We start from the raw sequence: 22,576 nt of genomic DNA, 5'->3' as shown, positions 1-22,576 counted from the left end.
TACTATGGACAAGAAGCACAGTTTCAACATCGGCTACGCCGTCCTTGCGCTGGTGCTGTTCGGATTTTTCCAGCTCTGGCTAGGTTGGCGCGACGTCGCAGCTCTCCTACAGTGACGTCATGCGCCTGGTCGGCGAAGGCAGGGTCGCCTCGGTCACGCTGACCGAAACGACCATCCAGGGCCGGTTCAAGGAGCCGCAGGAGGGCAAGAGACTCTTCATCGCCGCGCGCGTTGACCCGGCTCCGGCCGAGCCTTCGAAAAGGCAGGCGTCAAGGTGTCGGGAGGCTCCGACAGCAACTGGTTGACGACCGTCCTCTCGTGGATCCAGCCGGCGCTGCTTTTCTTTGGGCTATGGATGTTTCTTTTCCGCGGCTTCGCCGAACGGCAAGGCATGGGCGGCCTGGTCAACATCGGCAAGTCCAAGGCCAAGGTCTATGTCGAGAGGCAGACCGGCGTGACGTTGCGTTCGACGACGTTGCCGGCGTCGACGAGGCGAAGCTTGAGCTCAAGGAGATCGTCTCCTTCCTGAAGGACAAGGACAAATATGGGCGCCTTGGCGCGCGCATCCCCAAAGGCACTCTTCTGGTCGGTCCGCCCGGGACCGGCAAGACGCTGATGGCGCGCGCAGTGGCTGGCGAAGCGGGGGTGCCGTTCTTCTCGATCTCCGGCTCCGAATTCGTCGAGATGTTCGTCGGAGTGGGCGCCGCGCGCGTACGAGATCTTTTCGAACAGGCAAGAGTGGCCGCGCCATGCATCATCTTCATCGACGAATTGGACGCGCTGGGGCGAGCGCGCAGCCCTTTTGCCGGCTATGGCGGCGCGGACGAGAAGGAGCAGACGCTGAACCAGCTCCTGTCGGAGTTGGACGGCTTCGATCCTCGCGTCGGCATAGTCCTTCTTGCCGCCACCAATCGGCCGGAAATTCTCAATCCGGCGCTGACACGCGCCGGCCGCTTCGATCGCCAGGTGGTGATCGACAGGCCTGACCGGAAGGGACGCGAGGCCATCCTGAAGGTTCACGCCCGCAGCGTTGCTATCGCGCCGGGCTTCGACATTGGCGAAGTGGCAGTCATCACCCCAGGTTTCACCGGCGCCGATCTCGCCTAATCTCGTGAACGAAGCCGCGATCTTTGCTACCCGGCGCAATGCCGACGAGGTGACGATGGATGATTTCACAAATGCGGTGGAGCGCATCGTGGCAGGTTCCGAACGCAAAAGCAGGCTGCTCAATCCGCGAGAGCGCGAGAGGGTCGCGTACCACGAGATGGGGCATGCGCTTGCCGCGGCCGCGCTCCTCAAGACAGATCCCGTGCACAAGGTGTCGATCATCCCGCGCTCGATCGGTGCGCTCGGCTACACCATGCAGCGCCCGACGGACGACCGTTTCCTGATCACCGAAAGTGAGCTGAAGGAGCGGATGGTTGCCCTGCTGGCTGGCCGGGCGGCGGAGGATATCGTCTATGGCGAGGTTTCGACCGGGGCTGCCGACGATCTCGCCAAGGCAACGGACGTGGCGCGCCAGAGCGTGACACGCTTTGGCATGAGCTCCGCTTTGGGTCAGGCAGTGCTCGAGGAACAAAAGCAGCAATGGCTGGGAGACGGGTCGCTGCGCCGGCGCGATTATTCGGAAGCCACTGCCCGGGAGGTCGATGTTGTCGTTCGCCAGATATTGGACGAGGCCTTCGCCGCGGCGCAAGAACTGCTTAGATCCCGGATGGGCGACCTTAAAGCCGGGGCCAGCCTGCTTCTCGAACGCGAGACGGTCACCCCTGACGATTTCCCGCCGCTGCGGCGCCGGGGCCCGACAACGGCCCAAGCCAGGAAGAAGGTTGACCTTGCTGCATAAGCTCACGCGGCGCAAGCTTTGGAAAAAACTCGTTTATCATCGTCAAGGGCGACAATGGCGACGCCTGGCGCTTGCCGGCTGGCCGACCCTTTCCTTGTTTGACTTTGATCAACGTAAGGGAGCGAACCGAGAGCCACATTTGTCAGGTCAGGAAACCGTGCTCCCTAAAACAGCGAGGTGCAAAAATGAGCAACAATACACTGAGACAAGACATTCTCGATGAGCTCGACTTCGATCCCGCCATCGATGCCGCGGATATTGGCGTAGCGGTTGACAACGGCGTCGTGACGCTGAGCGGCCACGTCCCGACTTACGCTCAGAAGGTCAAGGTCGAGGACGTCGTACGAAGCGTCAAGGGCGTGAAAGCCATAGCGCAGGAGATGGAAGTCCGTCCCTTCGGCACTAACAGGACCGCCGATGACGAGATCGCCAAGCGTGCCGTCAACACGATCGCCTGGAACACATCCGTTCCAAGCGGCGCGGTGCAGATCCGCGTGCAGGACGGTTGGGTGAAGCTCACCGGCAAGGTCGAATGGCAATACCAGAAGACCGCCGCGGATGACGCCGTGCGTCATCTCGCCGGCGTTGTCGGCGTGACCAACCAGATCGAAATCAAGCCGCAACCCTCGACCTATGACATCAAGCAGCGCATTGAGAATGCGCTGAAACGTAACGCGGAGCTCGAGGCGCAGGAGATCAAGGTCAACGTCCTCGACAATGGTGCCGTCAGGCTTGAAGGCCGGGTGCACGCCTGGTCGGAACGCAGGGTCGCCGAGCGCGCTGCCTGGTCCGCGGCGGGCGTGAAGACGGTCGAGGACCGGATCACGATCATCTGACAGGCAGGTATAGTCGCCTTAGAGATGCCTGTGCCCCAAGCGTTGGCATCTCTCGTTGGCCTGCCGCCGCAACAGAAATGATCTCATCCGTCATTTCATGAGCTTTCTGGATGTGGACACCAGGCGGCAAAGGAAGCGCTCAGCCTGTAACAGGCAAGCTTCTGGCCCCTAAAAGCTCGTGCTGATGGCGGATATCGCCAAGGTATCTGGCACAATCCGCTCGGCCATCTTCAATGGTGTCTCGCCGGTTGTTGGGCGCGAGCTGCACGATCAGCGTCAGTTTGACATCAGCCGATTGAGCCACACCTCGTCGAGCAGCGAGCGGGTAACGCCACCGAACACCCATTCTCTCAACCGGCTGTGTCCGTAGGCGCCCGACACCACGAGTTCGGCGCTCACCGAGGCGAAAAAATCGACGAGACGATTGTTCTCGTCATCGTCCGTCCTGATGATTTCGGTGCGTGCCTTGATGCCGTGACCGGCCAGGAACCCCGAGACGTCCTTGATGCTGTCCCGGAGCCAATCGTCAGGATTGCGATCGACCGCCACGACTGTGACCTCGTTGGCCATCGCCATCAGTGGCACGGCGTCCGCCACCGCGCGCCGCGCTTCACGCGTATCCTTCCACGCCACCACGACCTTGCGGGCCGGCAGATCCGCCGCGCCATGGGCCGCGACCAGAACGGGTCGACCGGCTCGCAGCATCAGCGACCCTGGATCGGCCGTGCGGTAGGAATCCCCCGTAGATGCACCCTGGGACGCACCAGTCACAACCAAATCGGCCATGCGAGCTCTCCTGGCCAGCGCATGGTCCGGATTTTCAATCTCTCCGTGCCAGTCTGTCTCGACCGCTCCGGCCACGAGATTGCCGAACTCGCCGCTCAGGTCGGCAAGGCGGCGCCGAATTTCATCCCGAGACTGTTCCCAGATCTCGGCGGCGATCGCCGCGCCCTCAGGCGCCATGGTCACCGGCAACGGAGCGTCCGCGGCGCAGAAGCCGACCAGACGCGCGTCAAAGCGCTTGGCCAAACTTGCACCTAGCCGTGTGAGTGGCTCGATCGGACCATCGATGTTGAGGTTCAGCAGGATTGATTTGTAGCTCATCGCACGCGCTTCCGGATTGTCTAGATGAGCTGAATCTTATCTTGGGAAAGTACTCGCGCCTTGATGCGGATCAAAGTCGTCTACGCGCCCGCCACGGTTCACGGCATCCGGGATTCGAAATGGATCACCTCGCCATCGACGACGAAGGCGCCGTTCCCGATATGATGGATGGTTCTCGGCTTCGGCTGACCTGGATCGGTCCAGGCTTGGAGCACTTCCAGCACGAACAGATTATATTTGTCGACCAGCCGCGTATCGACCACGCGGCATTCGAGGTTGGCGAAGCATTCGGCCACAAGCGGTGCCGATACCCGTTTGCCGGGCAGCGGCGTCAGCCATGCCGTTGCGAACTTGTCCGTATCCCGGCCAGAGCAATTGCCGATCTTCACGACCTTCTCGGCAAGGCCGACGTCAGGGATCCCAATCACGCACTCCTTCGTTTGACGCAAGGCGAAGAACGAGAGGTCGTCGCTTGATACCACGCAGGCGATCGTCGGCGGCGCGACCGCCACCATCGTGTGCCATGACATGGTCATGACATTTGAGCGGCCTTGCCCGGATCGCGTCGAAAGCAGGACGACCGGACCGGGTTCGATGAGCCGATAGACTTCGGCAAGCGGCAATTCCTTCATATCCGTCTCTCGCTTCGCATCGACTGTCAGTTACCCTGACTTTGTCGTGGCCATCGCCAGTCGTTGCCTTGATCGGCGTCAAAGCGAGATGCCGAGCCTGATGTCCATGAACCCGATTGATCGCGATCAATGCCGGCTTGCGCGGGCCCTGCGATGATTGCGACAATAAGGAACTCGTCCATGTCCGCTGAAGATATCTTGCTCTGGGGCGCCGTGCTCGTTCTCGGGTTTATCGCCGGAGCCGCGATCTATTTCGAATCCGCGTCTTTCCGGAAGAGTGAACGCTTGTCGGCAAGCCAGAGCACCAGCCGCCGCTCTCCGGCCCCGTCGGCCCAAAACAAATCTGTAAAGCGAGGAGCGAAGGGAAATACACCATGATCAGCAACCCGGAAGAGCCTAGTGCGCCCGAGCTGCTGCCCTTAGTCCAGGCCGGGCCAAAAATTCCTGCGCGCCATCGCGACCATGCAAGGGCATTCGATCCGCGCGCTGCTGCGCTATCAGCTTGAAAACGTGTCCTTCCTCAAGCGGCGATTGGACGATGACCTGAAACGTCTTGAGAGGTTGAGTGACGGTGGCGAAATCGTCGATGCCTTCGACGTGTTCGCTAACTTCATCCAGAACGCCTCTTTCGACTACGCGAACGAGGCGAGAAAATTCGCCATTGGGGCCAAACTTGCTCGGATACCGCCGGCCAGGTCCGCCACAAAGGCGAAGGCAACTATGGACGAGATGGCCGCCGCAACGCTTTCGCCGGCTTGCGCCAAATCAAAGTCGAGCTCTGATTCGTCGCTTATTCAGGAATGATGAAAAGTCGTGTCGTATCGATGATTGTCGCGCTTACGGTCGTTCTTGCTGGCGGGTCATCCGCCTGGGCGCAAGACAGTCTGCAGATCCTCCATGGCAAGGAGCTCGTGGAAGCAAACTGCGCCCGTTGTCACGCAATTGGCGCGACCGGCAAAAGTACGCATCCTGACGCACCGCCATTTCGTCTGCTGCACCTGCGTTACCCGATCGAGGATCTGGAAGAAGCGCTGGCGGAGGGGATATCGACAGGTCACCCTGACATGCCGGAATTTGTTGCTGATCCCCAACAGATCGGAGCCATTGTCGCTTACATCAGGAGCATGAGCCGATGACGAGTCACCGTTCGGCCTGCTCAGGATGCAAAGCTCTTGGCACAGCTCTGATCCTTGCCGGAGTCTGGCTCCTACCAACATTCTCGGTCGGTTGGGCCGCTGACCCCTCTCGCGTTGACAATGAGATGCCCTCGCTGGCGCCAATGCTCGAACGCGTTGTTCCCAGCGTCGTCAGCATCGCCATCCAGGGGAGGGGCAATGCTGAATCCGATCCGATGTCGTCTGACCCTTTCCTGAGAAAGTTCTTCGGGCTCCCGGAGCAACCCTCGGCAAGCGAACGCTCGTTCCAGGTGGCCGGTTCAGGCGTGATCGTCGACGCAAGGAACGGGTACGTGTTGACCAACACTCATCTGCTTCAAAACGCCGACGACATCACGGTGACCTTGCTGGATCACCGATCGTTTCCGGCCAAGGTGATCGGCATGGATCAGCCAACCGATGTCGCGATTGTGCAGATAAACGCCGACAGGCTGACTTCGCTGCCCCTGGGAGATTCCAGCGAGCTCAGGGTCGGCGATTACGTTGCCGCGGTCGGAAATCCATACGGTCTCAGCCAAACCGTCACGATGGGCATTGTCAGCGCATTGGGGCGATCCGGGCTTGGTTCCGACGGCCTGGAGAATTTTATCCAGACCGATGCGTCGATCAATCCCGGCAATTCGGGCGGCGCCCTGGTGAACCTGCAGGGGGAGCTGGTGGGCATCAACAGCGCCATTTTCGGACCGGCCGGCAGCAATGTCGGGATAGGCTTTGCGATTCCGTCCAATATGGCAAAGGACGCGGTGCGCGAGTTGATCGCCCACGGAAAGATCAGGCGCGGGGAACTCGGCGTGGTGATACAGGACCTCACGCCGTTGCTGGCCCAAGCCTTCAGGTTGAAGATTACCGCTGGCGCGCTCGTCAGTCGGGTCGTGACCGGATCGGCGGCAAGCAGCGCCGGCATCCTTGCTGGCGATGTAGTCGTTGCCGTGGACGGTCGGGCAATACGCAGCGACGTTGACCTTCGAACTGCGCTTGGACTGCTGGGCGCTGGCGCTAAAGCCAGGCTCACCATCAACCGGCACAATAAGGTTCTGGAGTTGCCGGTGGAGCTCAAGGAAGCAAACACAGTCAGCACGGCGCTGGTCAAAGGCGAGGGGTTGCTTGCCGGGGTCGCCCTGGCCGATATCTCGCCGGATTCGGCGGCCTATGGCCAAGCGGACGGCGCGGAGATCCTGGCTGTCGACCCGGACAGCGACGCTGCTAAGGCAGGGTTGATCGCCGGCGATTTCATCGTGAGCGTCGATCAGCAACCGGTGCACTCTGCCATTCAGGTGGCGCAGCAGGCCAACCAATTTAACAACCTGCTGCTGCTCGGGATCTTCCGTGCCGGGGATATCCGGTATGTCGTCGTTCCGTGAGCCACAGGTAATGCGCCTTACCACATTCGTGAAATGCATTTCTGCTTGTGGGCACTGTGTCGGCTTGATCCGACAATTCCATCCGGCTGGCCGTGGCATGCTTGATGTAAGCGATGACGGAGCAGCAAATATTCAACGATCCTGAAGACCGGATATTCTTCGCTACTTCCCCAAGATGTTGATCCAGCCCCGCGAAAGCGCATGCTCCGGATCTAGGATTTCATGGCAGGTGGATCACGACGGGTCTCTTGCTGGCGCCGGTTGGAATGGTCTTTTTCCTTAGTATCGGTATTGGCACAATGAAGCCCGCGGCCGCACAACAGGCCTTCTTGGATCTGCGCTGTTCTCATGGAAACATCTCTTTCGGCCGTGTTCCTTGTCTATTCTGGTGTAGGCGAAGGTCTTCTCCATCGCCGCGGCCACGTTCCGCACCATCAGCCTCGATACGCAACCGCGCGCGATCTGACGCCTTTCGGTTCGTTCCTGCTCATGGGCTTGGCCGCCTATGCTCAAACTCTCTGCGGCAATCCGCTTCTCGGCTATCGTCGTGAGGCGGGCCTCGATGCCATCGGCCTGTCGTGCTCAGCTGAAGGAAAGTTGACGTGCATCAAAGCGCGGAGTTCTGGCCCGTGCTGATCTACCGGCCTCTCATGGAGTCCGATATGATCTACACGACGATACTTGTTCAGCTCGACATCGATGCTCCGGCTACCCCACGCCTGCTTTTCGCACAGCAAATCGCGAAGAAATTTGAAGCGGATCTCATCGCCGTCGCCGCCGCCGAGCCTTCCGCTCCTGTGTCGCCAAGCGAGTCTGCGCCACTGGTGGCAGAGGTCCTGCGTCACCGAACCCACGAAGTCGAGGAGCGCATTAAGAGGCTAAAGGACGAGTTCTTCGCCGTCGCCGGCAAGGACGAACGCGCATCATGGCGTGCGGAACTCGATGATCCCACGCGCGCCGTTGCCCTGCATGCGCGTGCTGCCGATCTGGTGATCACCGGAGCGCCGGCCGCGGCAGCCGTCGGCGACTCCCAAAGGACCATAGACCCTGGTGCGTTGGTGTTGTCCCTGGGCCGGCCGGTTCTGTTTGCAGCCGACGGTCTCGCACCATTCAAAGGTGAGAGGGTGATGGTCGCCTGGAAAGATTGCCGCGAAGCGCGGCGGGCTGTGGTTGATGCCATGCCCTTCCTGCGCAATGCCAAGGAAGTGACCGTTTTCAACGCGGCTGAGGATGGAACGCTCGTCGCCAGGGATGGCGCGGCGGACGTAGTGCGCTTTCTGATGAAGCATGGCGTCAAGGCGAGATCCCAGCTGTTTGAGAGCGGAAGGATCTCGGTCGGCGACTCGATCATCGTCGAGGCCGATCGCATCGGAGCCGATCTCATCGTGGCCGGCGGCTATGGCCATAGCCGTTTCCGAGAATGGGCCTTCGGCGGCGCGACGCGGTCCTTGCTCAGCTCGGGCTCGTTCCACAGGCTGCTGTCCAACTGAAGTGCTTCATTCGCCCAAGTCCCTAAGTGGGCGCAACATCCTTGGAGAAACACCTATGCAGCTGCTGGCATCTCTGTTCTTGCCGACATATCCGGACCCGCCCGGGCCGAAAGTTGCGTCGAACGCGGTGGCCGTGGCCAGTCAACTCGGCGCCACGCTGGATGCGGCGGTCATCAACGTCGACATTCCGGACGTCTCGAACGCATTGTCCGGCTTGCTGCTCGACCTTCCCGCGAAGATCCGGGAAGCCAACGCAGGCAGCAGGAACCGGGGCAAGGCACTGCTGGAGACAGTCGCGTCCGAAGCTGCGCGATGCAAAGTCACTCTGACCAGTCAGGAGTTGAAAGCGCAGCCCGCTTTCATGGGTGAAACGGCCGCCAGGGAGGGGCGCTATTTTGACCTCTGCATGGTGGGATGGACGCGCAATATCGAGTCAATTCGTGCGACGGCGGAGGAAATGGTGTTCAGCTCCGGCCGGCCGACTTTGATTTTACCCGGTGACGAAGATGTCGGTGCGCTCGATCATGTGGTGATCGCCTGGGACGGCAGCCGCGTGGCTGCAAGGTCCGTAGCCGATGCCAGGCCATTCCTGGAGCGGGCATCAACGATATCGATCGTCACCGTGACGGATGAGAAAGCTCTGCCGCACGAAGATGCTGGCGATAGGTTGGCGCATGGTCTCGCGGCCCGGGGTCTGCGGGCGAGAGCCGAGTCGATCCACGCCGGCGACAATGAAATCGGCGCTGCGCTCGAGGACCATGCCATCAGGATCAATGGCAGCCTCCTTGTCATGGGCGGATGGGGCCATTCGCGTCTCAGGGATTTTGTGCTCGGCGGAGCAACCGAAGGGATACTTTCGGATCTGCGCTTGCCGGTGTTGATGTCCCATTAGACGGAACGCACCACTCGAACATGTGGACCTGAAGCAAATGCCGAGGGCGCCGGCCAAGCATCAAGTGTATGAACTGGGACCGAGCGCCGTGACCTCTTGTGGCCTGAGTGAGGCCGAAGCGCGGGCCAGACTTCTGGCCGAGGGGCCAAACGAGCTGCCTAGGTCCAATCGGCGTACGCCGTTTAGAATAGCCTTCGAGGTCATTCGCGAGCCGATGCTGGCCCTCCTGCTTGGCGGAGGCAGCGTCTATCTGCTTCTGGGCAACCTGGAGGAAGCGCTGATCCTGCTGGCATTTGGCACGATGTCGATCGGCATAACCATCATCCAGGAGACACGCACCGAGCGCGTTCTGGAAGCACTGCGTGATCTCACCAGCCCTCGCGCCCTGGTCATACGCGGTGGCGAACGCAAGCGAATTGCCGGTCGCGAGGTTGTTCGGGGAGATCTCGTCGTGGTCGGCGAGGGTGACCGGGTACCGGCCGACGCCAGGCTTCTCCAGAGCCAGGACCTTCAGAGCGACGAATCCCTGCTGACAGGCGAATCCGTGCCGGTCCGAAAGATTGCCGCCGAGGGCGCTCCGGCAACGATCGAGCGCCGGCCAGGCGGTGACGACCTCCCTTTTTTATTCTCTGGTTCGCTGATCGTTCGCGGTTCAGGGATTGGCGAAGTCCTTGCGACCGGGCCACGAAGTGAAATCGGGAAGATCGGGCACTCGCTGAGTTCAATGGAGGCAGACCCGCCGCGATTGCAGGGCGAGATGAGGCGCGTCGTACGCATTTTCGCGGTGGTCGGCGGTGCAGTCAGCGTCGCCGCGGTTTTGCTTTACGGGCTGCTGCGGGGCGGTTGGCTTGACGCCGTGCTTGCGGGCATCGCACTGGGCATGTCCATGCTGCCGGAAGAATTTCCCGTCGTGCTCACGATCTTCATGGCTATGGGGGCGTGGCGCATATCGCAGGCGCGCGTCCTGACCCGCAGGGCCGCCGCGATCGAAACGCTCGGCTCCGCCACGATCCTCTGCACTGACAAGACCGGGACCCTTACAGAGAACCGCATGACCATCGCCGAACTGCGGTCGGCGGATGGAAGGCGGTTGCTGCTGGCCGACAATCCGGAGACTGGCCTGCCGGCGGCATTCGCCGATGTGGTCGAGACTGGCGCGCTCGCCAGCGCGCAGATCCCTTTCGACCCCATGGAGATCGCATTTCACAGACTCGGCAGGGAACGGCTGCCCAAGCACAAGGGTGGTCCGGACAAGCCGGATTGGGAATTGGTCCACGCATATCCGCTTCGACCCGGCCTTCTGGCAATGTCGAATGTCTGGCGGTCGACCGGTGGCGAGGGCAATTCGCTGGTTGCGGCAAAAGGTGCGCCAGAAGCGATCGCGGAGCTGTGCCACCTGAGTGCGAGGGACCTGATGATCTTGCAGGGCTTGGTCGAAGCCATGGCGGCCGAGGGGTTACGGGTGCTCGGCGTGGCGCGCGCTTTTCATCGCGGCGCCGACTTGCCGGATACGCAGCATGATTTCAAATTCGAATTCCTCGGGCTGGTCGGCCTGACGGATCCTCTGCGCGCTCGCGTTCCCGAAGCCGTCAGCGACTGCCATTCTGCAGGCATCAAGGTGATGATGATCACCGGCGACTACCCGGCAACCGCCAAAATAATCGCGCGCCAGGCTGGGCTCGACACTGAAAGCGCAGTGACCGGCAGTGAGATGCAAGCGCTCAATGACGACGAACTGGCACTTCGCGTGAAAACAGCAACCGTGTTCGCTCGCATCATGCCCGAACAGAAACTCCGCATCGTGAACGCACTGAAGTCGAGTGGTGAAATCGTTGCCATGACCGGCGACGGGGTCAATGATGCGCCGTCGCTCAAGGCAGCCAACATCGGGATTGCCATGGGTGGGCGTGGCACCGACGTCGCGCGCGAAGCGTCGTCGATCGTCCTGCTCGATGATGATTTTGCTTCCATCGTCAAAGCCGTTCGGCTTGGCCGCCGCATCTTCGACAATCTGCGCAAAGCAATAGGGTTCATCTTCGCGGTCCACGTGCCGATCGCGGGTCTCTCGTTGCTGCCATTGCTGTTTGGCCTGCCGATCCTGTTCGGACCGATACACATCGCCTTTCTGGAGATGGTGATCGATCCCGTTTGCTCTCTGGTTTTCGAGGCCGAGAGCGAAGAAGACGATGTGATGCGCCGTCCGCCTCGCAATCCGGACTCGCCACTGTTCTCCGGGGCGTTGATCGGGTGGGGGCTGATCCAGGGGACGCTCGCCTTCGCGCTTCTCGCGGGCATCTACCTTTTCGCGCTGAGGCAAGACATGGCCGAGAACGAAATACGGGCGCTGACGTTTTTCTCGCTGGTGCTGACAATCGTAGGACTGATTTTTGTCAACCGCTCCTTCAGCGCATCCTTTTTGACCGCATTGATCAGGCCGAACCGGTCGCTCACGATTGTTGTGGTGGCTGTCGCGTCAATGCTGGGCGCGACGCTTTTGTTGCCGTTTGCCACTAGCCTCTTCCGCTTCGGACCATTGCATGTCGATGATCTGGCCGTGACGGTCGGCGCTGGACTTGCCGTGTTGGCATGTCTGGAGTTGCTGAAGCTATTTTGGCGGGATCAACTGAAGACCTAGCCGCAGCCTCAATGAGGCTCCCTGGTCACTTGCAGTGTCGGTCCGAGAAGACGTGGTTGCCAGTAAAGGCTGAAAACATGAGGCAAGCTTCCGGACGCACGGTTTTGGTGTTGGCGCAATGAAGGCCGACAATCCCCGAGTTGGCGGCCACCGCGCGGGGAGGGGTGTGCTAGCCGCCGCCGTGATCGTTGGGATTGTCGTATGCGCGCTTCTGGCCAAGCCATTCTTGGGGGCGATCACGTGGGCCCTGTCACTGGCAATCCTGTTTGCTCCTTTCCATGGCTGGATCGAGACGAAGTTGAAGCATCCCAGCCTTGCGGCGATGGTTTCGGTTTTGACGATAGCGCTGCTCGTCGCCATTCCGGCGGCTTTCGTGGTGGAGCGTCTGGTCGAGGAAGCTGCATCCGGGGCAGCCTCGGTCCGAACTCTGGTGGCTGATGGTCCAACGTCTCCTCGAAGCTCATCTCGGCATCGCACCTATCGGAAGGTGGATAGACCAGCAGATCGATCTGCCTTCGATGATGGCGAGTCTCGCGGCATGGCTGAGCAATGCTGGTGCGACTTTCGTCAAGGGCTCTGTGTTGCAAGCAGCTGAAGTCGTCCTGACGTTCTACATGCTGTTTTGTTTCCTGCGTGATCGGATCGCAGTCGCACGCTTCTTTCGCGATTGGATGCCGCTGGGGAGCACCGATGCCGAGCGATTGTTTCAGCGGGTGTTCGACACCCTCCACGCCACGGTATACGGGACGCTGGCTCTCGCAGCCGTTCAGGGTTCTTTGGGCGGGCTGATGTTCTGGATCCTAGGGTTGCCGACACCCCTTCTTTGGGGCGTGGTGATGAGCCTGCTTTCCGTCGTGCCGGTGTTGGGTTCTTTCATCGTATGGATACCGGCGGCAATCCTGCTCTTGCTTGATGGCCATTGGGGTAAGGCCCTGGTCCTTTCGGGCTGGGGCGCCATTGTTGTAGGCGGCATTGACAATGTCCTTCGCCCGATGTTGGTCGGAAACCAGCTGAGGCTTCACACGATTCCCGCTTTCATCTCGATGATAGGCGGGCTCGCCCTGTTCGGGGCACCCGGGTTCATCCCGGGGCCCCTGAGCGTCACAGTGACGATGCTGCTCGTGGAGGTATGGGCAGCGCTCTAAAAAGATCCGCGACTATTAGGACCAGAGATGATCTCCTTCTGAAGGTCCTGCGGACTGCACCATCGAGCAAGCTATACGGGCCCCTCTGCGCGATTTCACAGGTGCCTGTGGTTCTCGCCCGCGTACCGACAGACCACGCCCCATTGATACAGGTCAAATTCGCAAGCGCTGCCCGTGCTAAGAGTGTAAAATTTGGAGGCGAAATCAATGCTCTGGCGTCGTTGTGCTCTCATCGCCTTTCTGGGCGTATCCGTGGCATGGGCGTCGGGGATCGGTTTGACTCATTCGCAAGCAGCGCCTGCTGTTCCCGACATTGAAATCGAGCAATCGATCACATCGGCGACTGGCTACGACACAAACGCCGTCGAGGTCGCATCCAACGAATTCCAGATCGTTGTAGCTATCGTGAATAGCGACCTGAATGGCCCACTGATTACGCACCGCGATCGAGAGGCGGAGGCGGCGAAGATCGTCGAAGCAATAGTTGCCGTTCTCAAAGGCAACCCTGCCTATGAGAAATTGCTGGCAATTCACATCGATTACGTCTCGCGCGAGCCGCAGGCAAATCATTCACACGTGGTGGACGCTGTTGACTATCGTCGAAACCTGAACGGAAGCTTCGATTTGCACAGAACATAGAGATGGACGGCACATCGAGTGACCGCCGAACAGCAAGTCTACTGGGTCTTGAGCTTGCTCCCCTCGCAAGGCTGGCAGGCGGATAGACGACGATCTCGCCTCCAGGAGGCGCGCACCGAATCCTGGACCCCGCTTCGCGATCTCAGCCACGCGCTCGAACGAATGACAAGGCACTTGACGCGACTGCGAACGAGGGAATGCTCCGCGTCGCGGCTGCTTTCTGACCCCGATGGAGGCACATCATGCAGTGGTCCTACCCGATCCTCCGTGTCGGCGACACCGAGATCCGCATTCACCTGACCTTCCTGCTGCTGCTCGCCTGGATCGGCATCGCCTCCTTCCGGGAGGGTGGAACGTGGGCTGCGATCGAAGGCGTCGGCTTCATCGGCGCCGTGTTTGCCTGCGTGGTATTGCATGAACTCGGCCATGCCGCTGCTGCTAGCCGCTACGGCATCCGAACTCCAAAGATCACGCTCTTGCCGATCGGCGGCGTCGCGGAGTTGGAGCGCCTGCCCGAGAAGCCGTCGGAAGAGATGGTCGTGGCGCTCGCCGGCCCGCTGGTCAATGTCGTCATTGCCTCTTTCCTCGTCGTCGCGCTCGGAGCTACCGTCGGTATCGACGCGCTGACGTCGATGGACAACCCGCATGTCGCGTTCGTGGCTCGCCTCGCGGCGGTCAATGTTTGGCTGGTCCTGTTCAACCTCATTCCGGCCTTTCCGATGGATGGCGGGCGCGTGCTGCGCGCCGTGCTTGCCACGCGCTACGACCGCGTGCGCGCGACGCAGATTGCAGGGACTGTTGGTCAGTTCGCCGCCTTCGCCTTCGGCTTCATCGGTCTGGTCGCCGGCAACGTGCTGCTCATATTCGTTGCGATCTTCGTCTACCTCGCCGCCACTGCAGAAACGCAGGCGATGGGACTCGAGGCAGCGGCGCGTGCCATAAACATCCGCGACGTGATGATCAGCCGGTTCGAAAGCCTGCCGGCGACCGCGACCCTCGACGAGGCGGCACAGGCCCTGTTGCGCACGACGCAACACGAATTCCCAATCATCGACGGTGGCGGCAGATTGCGCGGCGTGCTGACGCGTGAGGGGCTCGTCGCCGGCCTGCAGCAGCGCGGCGGCCAGACTCCTGCGATCGAGGCAATGGCGGCAAATATCCCGGTGGTGCGCGACCATGAGAAGCTCATCAAGGCGCTCGAACCCCTGAAGAGTCGAGCCGCACCTGCCGTCGGCGTGGTTGATGCCGGAGGCCGCTTGGTCGGCTATGTCACAATCGAAAACATCGGCGAGCTCATGCTGCTGCGCAGCGCCGTCGCAAGCTGACATATCTTAACAGGGCCGCTGCCATGGATATACGGCGCTCAAGGTGACGAGGCGCTCCCACAAGGTGATGCTCCTGCTCGCAGCGCTCCATGTGAGCGGCATGGTGCTCGTCTCCTTGCGCCACAGCGAGAATCTGACGACGACACGGTGACCGGACCAAACGGGGGGAGCCAGGGCCCTGCCGATGTTGCCTGATTGCTTCCGGCCTGCCGTTCGTGAATCCGTTGGAGGCGGATCAAGTCGACACGGAAGGACTTTCGGTGGAAAGCGATTGGGCTTCCTACATCATCTAGCCGTGTCGTTTACGGCCTGTGACCATCGCTTTTGCCAAGTTCTCATGGTGCACGAAGCTCGCTAAGAGCACGCCGAGAATGTGGAAAACGACGAGGGCGAACGTCACATTGGCGAGCACGTCGTGCGCCTCCCCAACAGCGCTCCGAGCGCGGCCTTCGCCAGCCTCGTTCTCTTCCTGCTCCGAGGCCTGCGAGACCGCAATGGAAGATGTCTGCGCATAGAGAGACGCCAACGGCCCAGCACCTTCTTCCTCGGCGTAGCGGACGAGCCCCGTCGCGACCGTCGCTGCGAGAAAGGCGAGCAGCGCCAGAACCATCGCGCCACCGGCGGGGCTATGCCCTACGTAGCGCTTCGATCGCCCGCGAATGAGGTCCCAGAAATAGCTGATGGCCGCCGTCGGACCGGTTACAAAGTCGGAAAACCGGGCATGCCGTGGCCCAACAAAGCCCCATACGACGCGGGCTGCGACCAGCCCGCCGACAACATACCCAGCCCAGACGTGGACCGCCGTTGCGTCTTCCGTCAGATAGGCAACGAAGAACCCCACAGTGATTGTCCAATGCGCTATCCGAACGAAGGGATCCCACACAAATATCTCGGCAGCTCGATCATGCATTTCGATAACTCCTTGCTGGAATGATCTCACGACAAGCCAACTCAGCTTCCCTTGCGTTGACTTGAATCAAGCGCAAAAAGCCGCACGCGGTGCGACGTGACCGCCCGTGAACCGTAACTGTGTCGACCCGGCGGTTCCCTGACCCGTGGCGGGCGACTAATGGAGCCTGACCTTGCTCCCATCCGCAAGGCCAGCGGGCGGGTAAGCGACGACGGTTTCCCCAGGACGTACACCTTCCGCTACTGCAGCAGCGCGCGCCGAAAGGTGCGATATTTGTACTTGTTGCAGTCGTGCTCGACCGCCGTCCACAACGAAGACGTTCCAGGCTTCACCTCGCCGAAACAACGCGCCCATCGGCACGACGATTGCCTTGTCGATCTGGTCGACCACGATGCTGACCTCGACACGGTAGCCGTCGCCGAGACTGGTCCAAGTCTGCCGCGGCGAGACTATGTCGATGATGACCCAGACGCGCTGTTCTTCCACGCCGAGCGCGGAGATCTTGGTGAAGCCGGAAGGCTCGACACGCCGGACGATGCCCTGCAAATCCGAGGCCCCGCCCCATCGCCCGATGGTCACCTTGTCGCCCTGCCTTATACGGGCGGCATCGGTCGTCAACACGTCCACCGCGAGTTCTAGGTCGCCCGGGTCCCCCAGTTCGACTAAGGGGGCCGCCATGGAGACCACGCTCTCGCTTTCCTGTTCGACCCTGAGAACGCGTCCGTCTATGGGCGACACTACGGGGAAACCTTCGCTCGGATCGGCATTGCTGGCGGACTGCAATGCTGCTCGGGCCTGTTCCAGGACATGAGTAGCGGCATGCGAGCGGCGCTCGGCGGCATCCGCCTGCCGGCTTGCGGATTGGAACAGAGCTTCCTCTCTTTCCAATTGCGCAACGGCCGCCACATTGCGCCGGGCAAGCTGCCTGGTGCGCTCGCGACCCGCGCCGGCTTGAGCCAGGAGGACCTTGGCCTGCTCGTGAAGTGCTTCGGCCTCTTCGACGCCAGCCTCGGCTGCGCCGACCTGCGCTTCGAGCTCCTGCCGCACCCGTGAATCCAGCAAGGGCGACACAGGCGGCGTGATGATCGCCAGTTTTTGCCCCGTGTGCACGATATCACCGGCCTTCAGCATCAGCCGCTGGACGCGACCCGATAAAGGCGCCGACACCATATACCGATCCCGCACGCGCGTGCGGCCGTCTTCTTCGATCGTGTCCTGAAACGTCGTCGTCACGACGTCGGCGGTCTCGACGAGAATCGGCTGCGGCAAGAGGAGCCAATAGAGGCCGGCCGCCGCAATCAACACCAGCAAGAGTCCACCAGCGATCGAAGTAGGCCGATGCTTCATGATCAGTCTCGGGTCTTGAGGACGGCTACCAGATCGAGCCTGTCGATCTTTCGGCGGATCATGATGAAACTGGCGAAGGCCACGGCGATCACCAGAAGCGAGGCTATGACGTAACTGCTCGGATCGATCACGGGGGGAATTTGAAACGATTGGCTCGCTCGCGCTGAGGCAATAAGCTCGATCAGGTAGCGCCCGATCAGGAGTCCCAATGGAATCGCCACGACAAGCTCGACGACAAGCTCGCTGACGACGATCGCCGACACCTCGCGCCGAGTCAGCCCGATAATGCGCAGACCGGCCAGTTCCCAAGCGCGCTCCTGCAGGGCAATGCGTGCGCTGTTATAGACGACACCTATCGCGATCAGCATCCCGAACCCCGCCAGGATTAGTGCCCCGATCAACACCATTCCGCCAATCGTGTCGTTGAACAGTGACAGCCACAGAGCCTTTACCGAGCTTCCCTCGATCCTTGGCATCGACTTTATCCTGGACCAGACCAGTTCGGATTGAGCCGGGTCAATCCTGAGGGCCGCGACGTTCGCTACAGGACCTTCCCTCATCATGTGATTGAGCGCACTGCGGTCCATGATCACTGACGATCCCAAGATGTCGTCGGAGATCCTGCGGACGATGACTTCCCTCACCGCTCCGGCGCCTTCAAGCACGTCGATCGACACGGTGTCGCCCACATGAAGATCCAGCTGGCTTGCGATCTGCCGGCTTAGCATGATGCCGTCTGCCGGAATGGAAATTGGCTGGAGAGCCTTGTCCCTGGGAATTCTGAGCTCGGAGCCGGGATCCAGGCCAATGGCCGACGTGCGATAAGTTCGATAACCCGCTCGCAATCTGACAGGAACCACTCTCTGGAGTTCAGCATTCAGCACCCCGGGAAGCGCCATTAACTCGTAGAGTGCATCCGTGGAAACAGGTTCGGTGAAAGTGAGAAAGGCATCGCCGCGCTCGACCCGGCTGAAGCTGACGTCGACCATGTAGTCGATGGCATCGAACCAATAGAGCCCAAACAGGATAAGTGGAATGGCAAGGGCGATGCCGATGGTCGACAGCAGCGTCCTGATCGGCCTGCCCAGCGTTGTGCGGGCCGCAATGATATACTGCAGCGGGATGACGCGGCTCCCTGTAGTCTGGAGCCAAGCGAAGGTCCGCAGAGCAGGCGGCGTGGCGGGTCGCATGGCTTCGGCGGGTGGAAGCACAGCTATTCGATAGACCGATGTCGCAGCCGCAAGGTTCGCGGCGACGATGCTGACCAGCGTCGCCGCAACGAGAAGCCACGGCTCAAACCGCGCGTCGAGCGAAGGAAACCGGAAGAAGGCGCGGTAGCTTCCCACGACGCCAACGGCGAACCAGCACCCCAGGACGAGGCCTACGGCCGATCCCAGCAGCGCGATGACCGTGACCAACTTGAAGTAATGAAGCGCGATGGTGCCGTTGACGAATCCCAAGGCCTTGAGCGAAGCGATCTGTCCGCGTTGCGCTTCAACCATTCTGCCGATGACGACGTTGAGCAGAAACGCCGCGATGCCGAAGAAAACGGAAGGCATGAAAATGCTCAAGGTTTCCTGCTCCGCCAGCTCATCCGCAAGAAAGCGGTGCGAGGGCTGATCGCCGCGATCGTAGGCTCCCGTTCCGCCGTATGGAGCCAGCAAGCGGTCCACCTCCTCCAGCAAATGTTTGATACTTGCCTTCGGAGCCAGCGTCATTGCCACGTCATTGAATGCTCCTTTCATATCGAATGCACTGGCCACCGCGTCCTCGCCGGCCCATAGCACGACGAAGTTCCGATCGTCGGGAAGCGGCACTGCGGCCCGCGTGGCGAAGACGAACTCGGGCGACAAGGCGGAACCGACGACGCGAAAATCCTGCAGGCGCCCGTTGAGCACGACCTCAACGGGTTCTCCCATCCGCACGGCACGTGCCTCGGCATAGGCCGCGTTGACGATGACTTCTTTCGGATGCAACGGGTCGGGCCAGTGCCCTTGCACCAGATGGAGACGATTGAGCAGCGGATGCCCCTTGACCGGCAGCGAGATGATGCGTCCCGAGATCGGCAGGTTCGTGTCCTCGCGTATTATCCGAACCGGCTTCGCAACCCGCGGTTCGACGATGCCCATCCCATCAATCTCACGCAATCGGTCCGCGATAACCAGCGGCGCGCGCGTCAGGCCGGCAAAGAGGTCGGCGAAGTGCTCGTTGCGGTAGTGGCTCTCCATGGCGCCCACGAGCGCCCGATAGTTGGACACCGACATCACGAAGACGGCCACGCCAGCAGCGACGAGCATTGCTATGCTGAGTACCTGAAGCCGCATCGACCAGAGATCGCGCAGGACCTTGATGTCGAGGACATTCACCATTGCACGTCGTCGGCGGCGATGCGGTTCGGATTAGGTTCCTCCTTGACGATGCGCCCACCGCTCAGCCGCAAGACGCGGTCAGCCATTCCAGCGATTGCCGAGTTATGGGTGATGACGATGGTCGTCGTGCCTAGCTGCGCGTTCACCTTGGCGATCGCCGCAAGAACCATCCGGCCGGTATCCACGTCGAGGGCGCCGGTCGGTTCGTCGCAAAGCAGGATATCAGGTCGCTTCACGATCGCGCGAGCCACGGCTACCCGCTGCTGTTCTCCGCCTGATAATTGCGATGGGAAGTGATCTGCGCGATGTGACAGTCCGACGAGTTCCAGCGCTTCCCTGGCAGTCATCGGATCGCTGGCAATCTGCGCAACCAGCCTCACGTTCTCTTCGACACTGAGGCTTGGTATCAAATTGTAGAACTGGAAGACGAAGCCGACATGCTCGCGCCTGTATGTGGTTAGCTCATCGTCGCCAGCTCCCGTCAGTTGGTGATCGCGCCACTTTGCCGAGCCTGACGTTGGAGCGTCCAGTCCACCAAGGATATTAAGAAGAGTCGACTTGCCCGAACCGGAGGGCCCAAGAAGGACGATGAACTCGCCTTGCCGAATATCAAGGTCGACGTCCTTGAGAGCTACGACGCAAGAATCCCCCGAGCCATACACCTTGCTCAATCCACGGGCGGTAAAGACCGGGCCCGTCGGTGGTGTTGCTGGACTATTCGCCTCTCGCTCGCTAGCTTGCAGGTGAGGTCTCCGGCCTCGCCGGCGCAAGAGCGCTGCCAAGGCGGGCAGGTAACGTGAGATCATTGTCGCGGATCTTCGCTTGCCGGTATTGATATCGTGCTAGGCGCGGCAAAGTCGATCATCGAAGGGATTGAGTTGGACCGGCTTCAAATTTGACCGGCGTATTGTGCCCCTCGATAAGGACCTCGTCCCATCGTCGCCCAGATCGTCTTGCCAGGTGTCGGTAACGCGGCATCTTAGATCCATGCCGACTTCGATCTTGTCCATTCTCTGTGCCATGCTGGACTTCCGTTCTCTTTGCGGCGCCTCTGCTACGCTTCCCGTCTTTTGGCGTCATTTGCCTCGACTACATCGACATTTCCGGTTCAAGCGTGCGCTCTTTGGCCGGCTCCGGAATCTCGGTCATGGTCGCTTCAGTCAGGAGCAGCACGCTGGCGACGGAGACGGCGTTTTCCAGGGCGATGCGGACCACTTTGGTCGGGTCGATGATGCCGGCTTCGACCAGGTCGACATATTCCTTGCGGCCGGCGTCGAAGCCGAAGTTCCCTTGCCCTCCATCATCCTGGCAATGACCACGCCGCCGTCGACCGCGGAATTCTCGGCGATCTGACGCGCAGGCATTCCGAGCGCGCGCTTGAGGATCTGGACACCGGTGCGTTCATCGCCTTCGCAGCGCGCTTCCTCCTCGGTGACCGCGCCTATGCAGCGCAGCAAGGCCAGTCCCCCACCAGGCACGATACCTTCCGCCACTGCCGCCTTGGTGGCGCTGATGGCGTCGTCCAGCGCTTCCTTTTTTGACTTCATTTCGGCTTCTGTCGGTGCGCCGACCTTGATGACAGCCACGCCGCCGGCGAGCTTGGCTAGCCGCTCCTGAAGCTTCTCACGGTCATAATCGCTGGTTGTATCGCTGATCTCGCGCCGGATCTGCTCGACGCGTCCCTTGATGGCGGTCTGGTCGCCGCTGCCGCCGATGATGGTCGAATTGTCCTTGTCGACGACCACGCGCTTGGCGCGTCCCAGTTGAGCCAGCGTCACATTCTCCAGCTTCAGGCCGACATCTTCGGAAATCACCTGCCCACCCGTCAGGACGGCGATGTCCTGCAACATGGCCTTGCGCCGGTCGCCGAAGCCCGGCGCCTTCACGGCGCAGTTCTTGAACGTGCCACGGATCTGGTTGACGATAAGCGTGGCAAGGGCCTCGCCCTCGACGTCTTCCGAGATCACCAGCAGAGGCGAACCTGATTTGGCCACGGCCTCCAGCAGCTTGATGAGGTCGTTGAGCGAGGAGATCTTCTTCTCGACCATGAGCACGAGCGCGTCTTCGAGCACCGCTTCCATCTTCTCTGTGTCGGTCACGAAATAAGGCGAGAGGAAGCCGCGGTCGAACTGCATGCCTTCGACCACGTCGAGCACCGTTTCGGTGGTCTTGGATTCCTCGACCGTGATCACACCTTCGCCGCCAACCTTCTCCATCGCCTGACCAATCAGTTCACCGATGACAGGATCGTTGTGCGCGGAGATCGTCGCCGCCTGTTCCTTCTCGCGCCTCGTCGAGACGGGCCGCGATATCTGCTTGAGCGTATCGATTGCGCGCTTCGCTGCACGGTCGAGCCCGCGCTTGATATCGATCGCGCTGGCGCCAGCAACGACGTTGCGCACGCCGTCGGCAAATATCGCATGGGCGATGATCGTCGAAGTGCTCGTACCGTCCCCGACCATATCGCCTGTCTTCTCGGCCGCCTGCCGAAGCATGCGCGCGCCAAGGTTCTCTTCCGGGTCCTTCAGGTCGAATTCCTTGGCGATCGTCACCCCATCGTTGCAAACGATCGGGGCGCCCCATTTCCTTTCGATCAGAACTGACTTCGAACGCGGACCGAGCGTCACCCGCACGGCATCGGCAAGCTGAGTGGCGCCGCGAAGAATCTTTTCGCGCGCCGCTGAGCGGAATAATACCTGTTTGTGAGCCATGGTCGCCTCCGGGTGTCAGACCGATTCCCATAGCTCTGCTTTCGCCGACCGGCTTTGATGCGCATCAATTGCGCTATGGCGACAAGTCTGCCGTGTTGACCGCGATCAATGTCGACAACGTCTTTGGCTGCTCTGCTGCCGCTTGCTCACATCAGGAGG

Annotated in this window: 17 protein-coding genes and 2 pseudogenes; 12 read left to right on the top strand and 7 right to left on the bottom strand. The window is 60.9% G+C overall.

What is annotated here, in order from left to right; all coding sequences use genetic code 11:
* Positions 1–4: 4 nt before the first annotated feature.
* Positions 5–1,846 (top strand): annotated as a pseudogene (ftsH, locus tag P9273_RS09595) (ATP-dependent zinc metalloprotease FtsH).
* Between the two features lie 185 nt (positions 1,847–2,031).
* Positions 2,032–2,682 carry a BON domain-containing protein gene (locus tag P9273_RS09590; RefSeq protein ID WP_278048693.1) on the top strand — a complete coding sequence of 217 codons (651 nt, stop codon included), beginning with the start codon at positions 2,032–2,034 and terminating at the stop codon, positions 2,680–2,682.
* A gap of 276 nt (positions 2,683–2,958) precedes the next feature.
* Here P9273_RS09590 and P9273_RS09585 read toward each other — a convergent pair whose 3' ends face one another.
* Positions 2,959–3,786: a universal stress protein gene (locus tag P9273_RS09585; RefSeq protein WP_278048692.1), complete on the bottom strand. Its 828-nt coding sequence runs from the start codon at positions 3,784–3,786 to the stop codon at positions 2,959–2,961.
* 98 nt (positions 3,787–3,884) lie between these two features.
* The gene (locus tag P9273_RS09580; protein WP_278048691.1) at positions 3,885–4,418 is read right to left on the bottom strand and encodes a flavin reductase family protein; all 534 of its coding nucleotides are present in this window, start codon (positions 4,416–4,418) and stop codon (positions 3,885–3,887) included.
* 462 nt (positions 4,419–4,880) lie between these two features.
* Between P9273_RS09580 and P9273_RS09575 the strand changes: the two genes are divergently transcribed.
* The 10 genes from P9273_RS09575 (at position 4,881) to P9273_RS09530 (ending at position 15,080) form a co-directional block, all read left to right on the top strand.
* Entirely contained in the window at positions 4,881–5,222 is a 342-nt protein-coding gene (locus tag P9273_RS09575) for a phasin family protein (protein ID WP_278048690.1), read from the top strand.
* The gene (locus tag P9273_RS09570) at positions 5,222–5,554 is read left to right on the top strand and encodes a c-type cytochrome (RefSeq protein ID WP_278048689.1); all 333 of its coding nucleotides are present in this window, start codon (positions 5,222–5,224) and stop codon (positions 5,552–5,554) included. The genes P9273_RS09575 and P9273_RS09570 overlap by 1 nt, the downstream gene beginning before the upstream one ends.
* 143 nt (positions 5,555–5,697) lie before the next feature.
* Complete coding sequence (locus P9273_RS09565; protein WP_278048688.1) at positions 5,698–6,954, top strand: Do family serine endopeptidase; 1,257 nt, start codon at positions 5,698–5,700, stop codon at positions 6,952–6,954.
* A 348-nt stretch (positions 6,955–7,302) separates the two neighbouring features.
* Positions 7,303–7,590: a hypothetical protein gene (locus P9273_RS09560; RefSeq protein ID WP_278048687.1), complete on the top strand. Its 288-nt coding sequence runs from the start codon at positions 7,303–7,305 to the stop codon at positions 7,588–7,590.
* A gap of 26 nt (positions 7,591–7,616) precedes the next feature.
* Entirely contained in the window at positions 7,617–8,444 is an 828-nt protein-coding gene (locus P9273_RS09555) for a universal stress protein (RefSeq protein ID WP_278048686.1), read from the top strand.
* Positions 8,445–8,499: 55 nt separating this feature from the next.
* Entirely contained in the window at positions 8,500–9,336 is an 837-nt protein-coding gene (locus P9273_RS09550; RefSeq protein WP_278048685.1) for a universal stress protein, read from the top strand.
* Between the two features lie 37 nt (positions 9,337–9,373).
* Entirely contained in the window at positions 9,374–11,971 is a 2,598-nt protein-coding gene (locus tag P9273_RS09545; protein ID WP_278048684.1) for a cation-translocating P-type ATPase, read from the top strand.
* Between the two features lie 437 nt (positions 11,972–12,408).
* Positions 12,409–13,116: an AI-2E family transporter gene (locus P9273_RS09540; RefSeq protein WP_278048683.1), complete on the top strand. Its 708-nt coding sequence runs from the start codon at positions 12,409–12,411 to the stop codon at positions 13,114–13,116.
* A 207-nt stretch (positions 13,117–13,323) separates the two neighbouring features.
* Positions 13,324–13,755, top strand: a complete 432-nt coding sequence (locus tag P9273_RS09535) for a hypothetical protein (RefSeq protein WP_278048681.1) — start codon at positions 13,324–13,326, stop codon at positions 13,753–13,755.
* A gap of 242 nt (positions 13,756–13,997) precedes the next feature.
* Positions 13,998–15,080, top strand: coding sequence for a site-2 protease family protein (locus tag P9273_RS09530; RefSeq protein ID WP_278048680.1), 1,083 nt, complete (start codon positions 13,998–14,000; stop codon positions 15,078–15,080).
* A gap of 289 nt (positions 15,081–15,369) precedes the next feature.
* Here P9273_RS09530 and P9273_RS09525 read toward each other — a convergent pair whose 3' ends face one another.
* The 5 genes and pseudogenes from P9273_RS09525 to groL form a co-directional block, all read right to left on the bottom strand.
* On the bottom strand, positions 15,370–15,990 hold the full coding sequence (locus tag P9273_RS09525; protein WP_278048679.1) for a cytochrome b/b6 domain-containing protein: 621 nt from the start codon (positions 15,988–15,990) through the stop codon (positions 15,370–15,372).
* Between the two features lie 156 nt (positions 15,991–16,146).
* Positions 16,147–17,337: an efflux RND transporter periplasmic adaptor subunit gene (locus P9273_RS09520; protein WP_278048678.1), complete on the bottom strand. Its 1,191-nt coding sequence runs from the start codon at positions 17,335–17,337 to the stop codon at positions 16,147–16,149.
* A gap of 2 nt (positions 17,338–17,339) precedes the next feature.
* On the bottom strand, positions 17,340–19,706 hold the full coding sequence (locus tag P9273_RS09515; protein WP_278048677.1) for an ABC transporter permease: 2,367 nt from the start codon (positions 19,704–19,706) through the stop codon (positions 17,340–17,342).
* Complete coding sequence (locus tag P9273_RS09510) at positions 19,700–20,377, bottom strand: ABC transporter ATP-binding protein (protein ID WP_442920202.1); 678 nt, start codon at positions 20,375–20,377, stop codon at positions 19,700–19,702. Before P9273_RS09510 ends, P9273_RS09515 begins: the two co-directional genes overlap by 7 nt.
* Positions 20,378–20,795: 418 nt before the next feature.
* A pseudogene (gene groL / locus P9273_RS09505) lies at positions 20,796–22,417 on the bottom strand (chaperonin GroEL).
* Between the last annotated feature and the right edge of the window lie 159 nt (positions 22,418–22,576).

It is taken from the genome of Mesorhizobium sp. WSM4935 (assembly GCF_029625735.1).
Lineage (GTDB): Bacteria > Pseudomonadota > Alphaproteobacteria > Rhizobiales > Rhizobiaceae > Mesorhizobium.
The sequence above is the reverse complement of the archived record's forward strand: the minus strand, read 5'-3'. Positions and strand labels throughout refer to the sequence as shown.

Bases quoted from the DNA above. Each gene is read 5' to 3' on its own strand.
- P9273_RS09590 (WP_278048693.1), top strand. From the start codon at position 2,032: ATGAGCAACAATACACTGAGACAAGACATTCTCGATGAGCTCGACTTC.
- P9273_RS09585 (WP_278048692.1), bottom strand. From the start codon at position 3,786: ATGAGCTACAAATCAATCCTGCTGAACCTCAACATCGATGGTCCGATC.
- P9273_RS09580 (WP_278048691.1), bottom strand. From the start codon at position 4,418: ATGAAGGAATTGCCGCTTGCCGAAGTCTATCGGCTCATCGAACCCGGT.
- P9273_RS09575 (WP_278048690.1), top strand. From the start codon at position 4,881: ATGCAAGGGCATTCGATCCGCGCGCTGCTGCGCTATCAGCTTGAAAAC.
- P9273_RS09570 (WP_278048689.1), top strand. From the start codon at position 5,222: ATGAAAAGTCGTGTCGTATCGATGATTGTCGCGCTTACGGTCGTTCTT.
- P9273_RS09565 (WP_278048688.1), top strand. From the start codon at position 5,698: ATGCTCGAACGCGTTGTTCCCAGCGTCGTCAGCATCGCCATCCAGGGG.
- P9273_RS09560 (WP_278048687.1), top strand. From the start codon at position 7,303: ATGGAAACATCTCTTTCGGCCGTGTTCCTTGTCTATTCTGGTGTAGGC.
- P9273_RS09555 (WP_278048686.1), top strand. From the start codon at position 7,617: ATGATCTACACGACGATACTTGTTCAGCTCGACATCGATGCTCCGGCT.
- P9273_RS09550 (WP_278048685.1), top strand. From the start codon at position 8,500: ATGCAGCTGCTGGCATCTCTGTTCTTGCCGACATATCCGGACCCGCCC.
- P9273_RS09545 (WP_278048684.1), top strand. From the start codon at position 9,374: ATGCCGAGGGCGCCGGCCAAGCATCAAGTGTATGAACTGGGACCGAGC.
- P9273_RS09540 (WP_278048683.1), top strand. From the start codon at position 12,409: ATGGTCCAACGTCTCCTCGAAGCTCATCTCGGCATCGCACCTATCGGA.
- P9273_RS09535 (WP_278048681.1), top strand. From the start codon at position 13,324: ATGCTCTGGCGTCGTTGTGCTCTCATCGCCTTTCTGGGCGTATCCGTG.
- P9273_RS09530 (WP_278048680.1), top strand. From the start codon at position 13,998: ATGCAGTGGTCCTACCCGATCCTCCGTGTCGGCGACACCGAGATCCGC.
- P9273_RS09525 (WP_278048679.1), bottom strand. From the start codon at position 15,990: ATGCATGATCGAGCTGCCGAGATATTTGTGTGGGATCCCTTCGTTCGG.
- P9273_RS09520 (WP_278048678.1), bottom strand. From the start codon at position 17,337: ATGAAGCATCGGCCTACTTCGATCGCTGGTGGACTCTTGCTGGTGTTG.
- P9273_RS09515 (WP_278048677.1), bottom strand. From the start codon at position 19,706: ATGGTGAATGTCCTCGACATCAAGGTCCTGCGCGATCTCTGGTCGATG.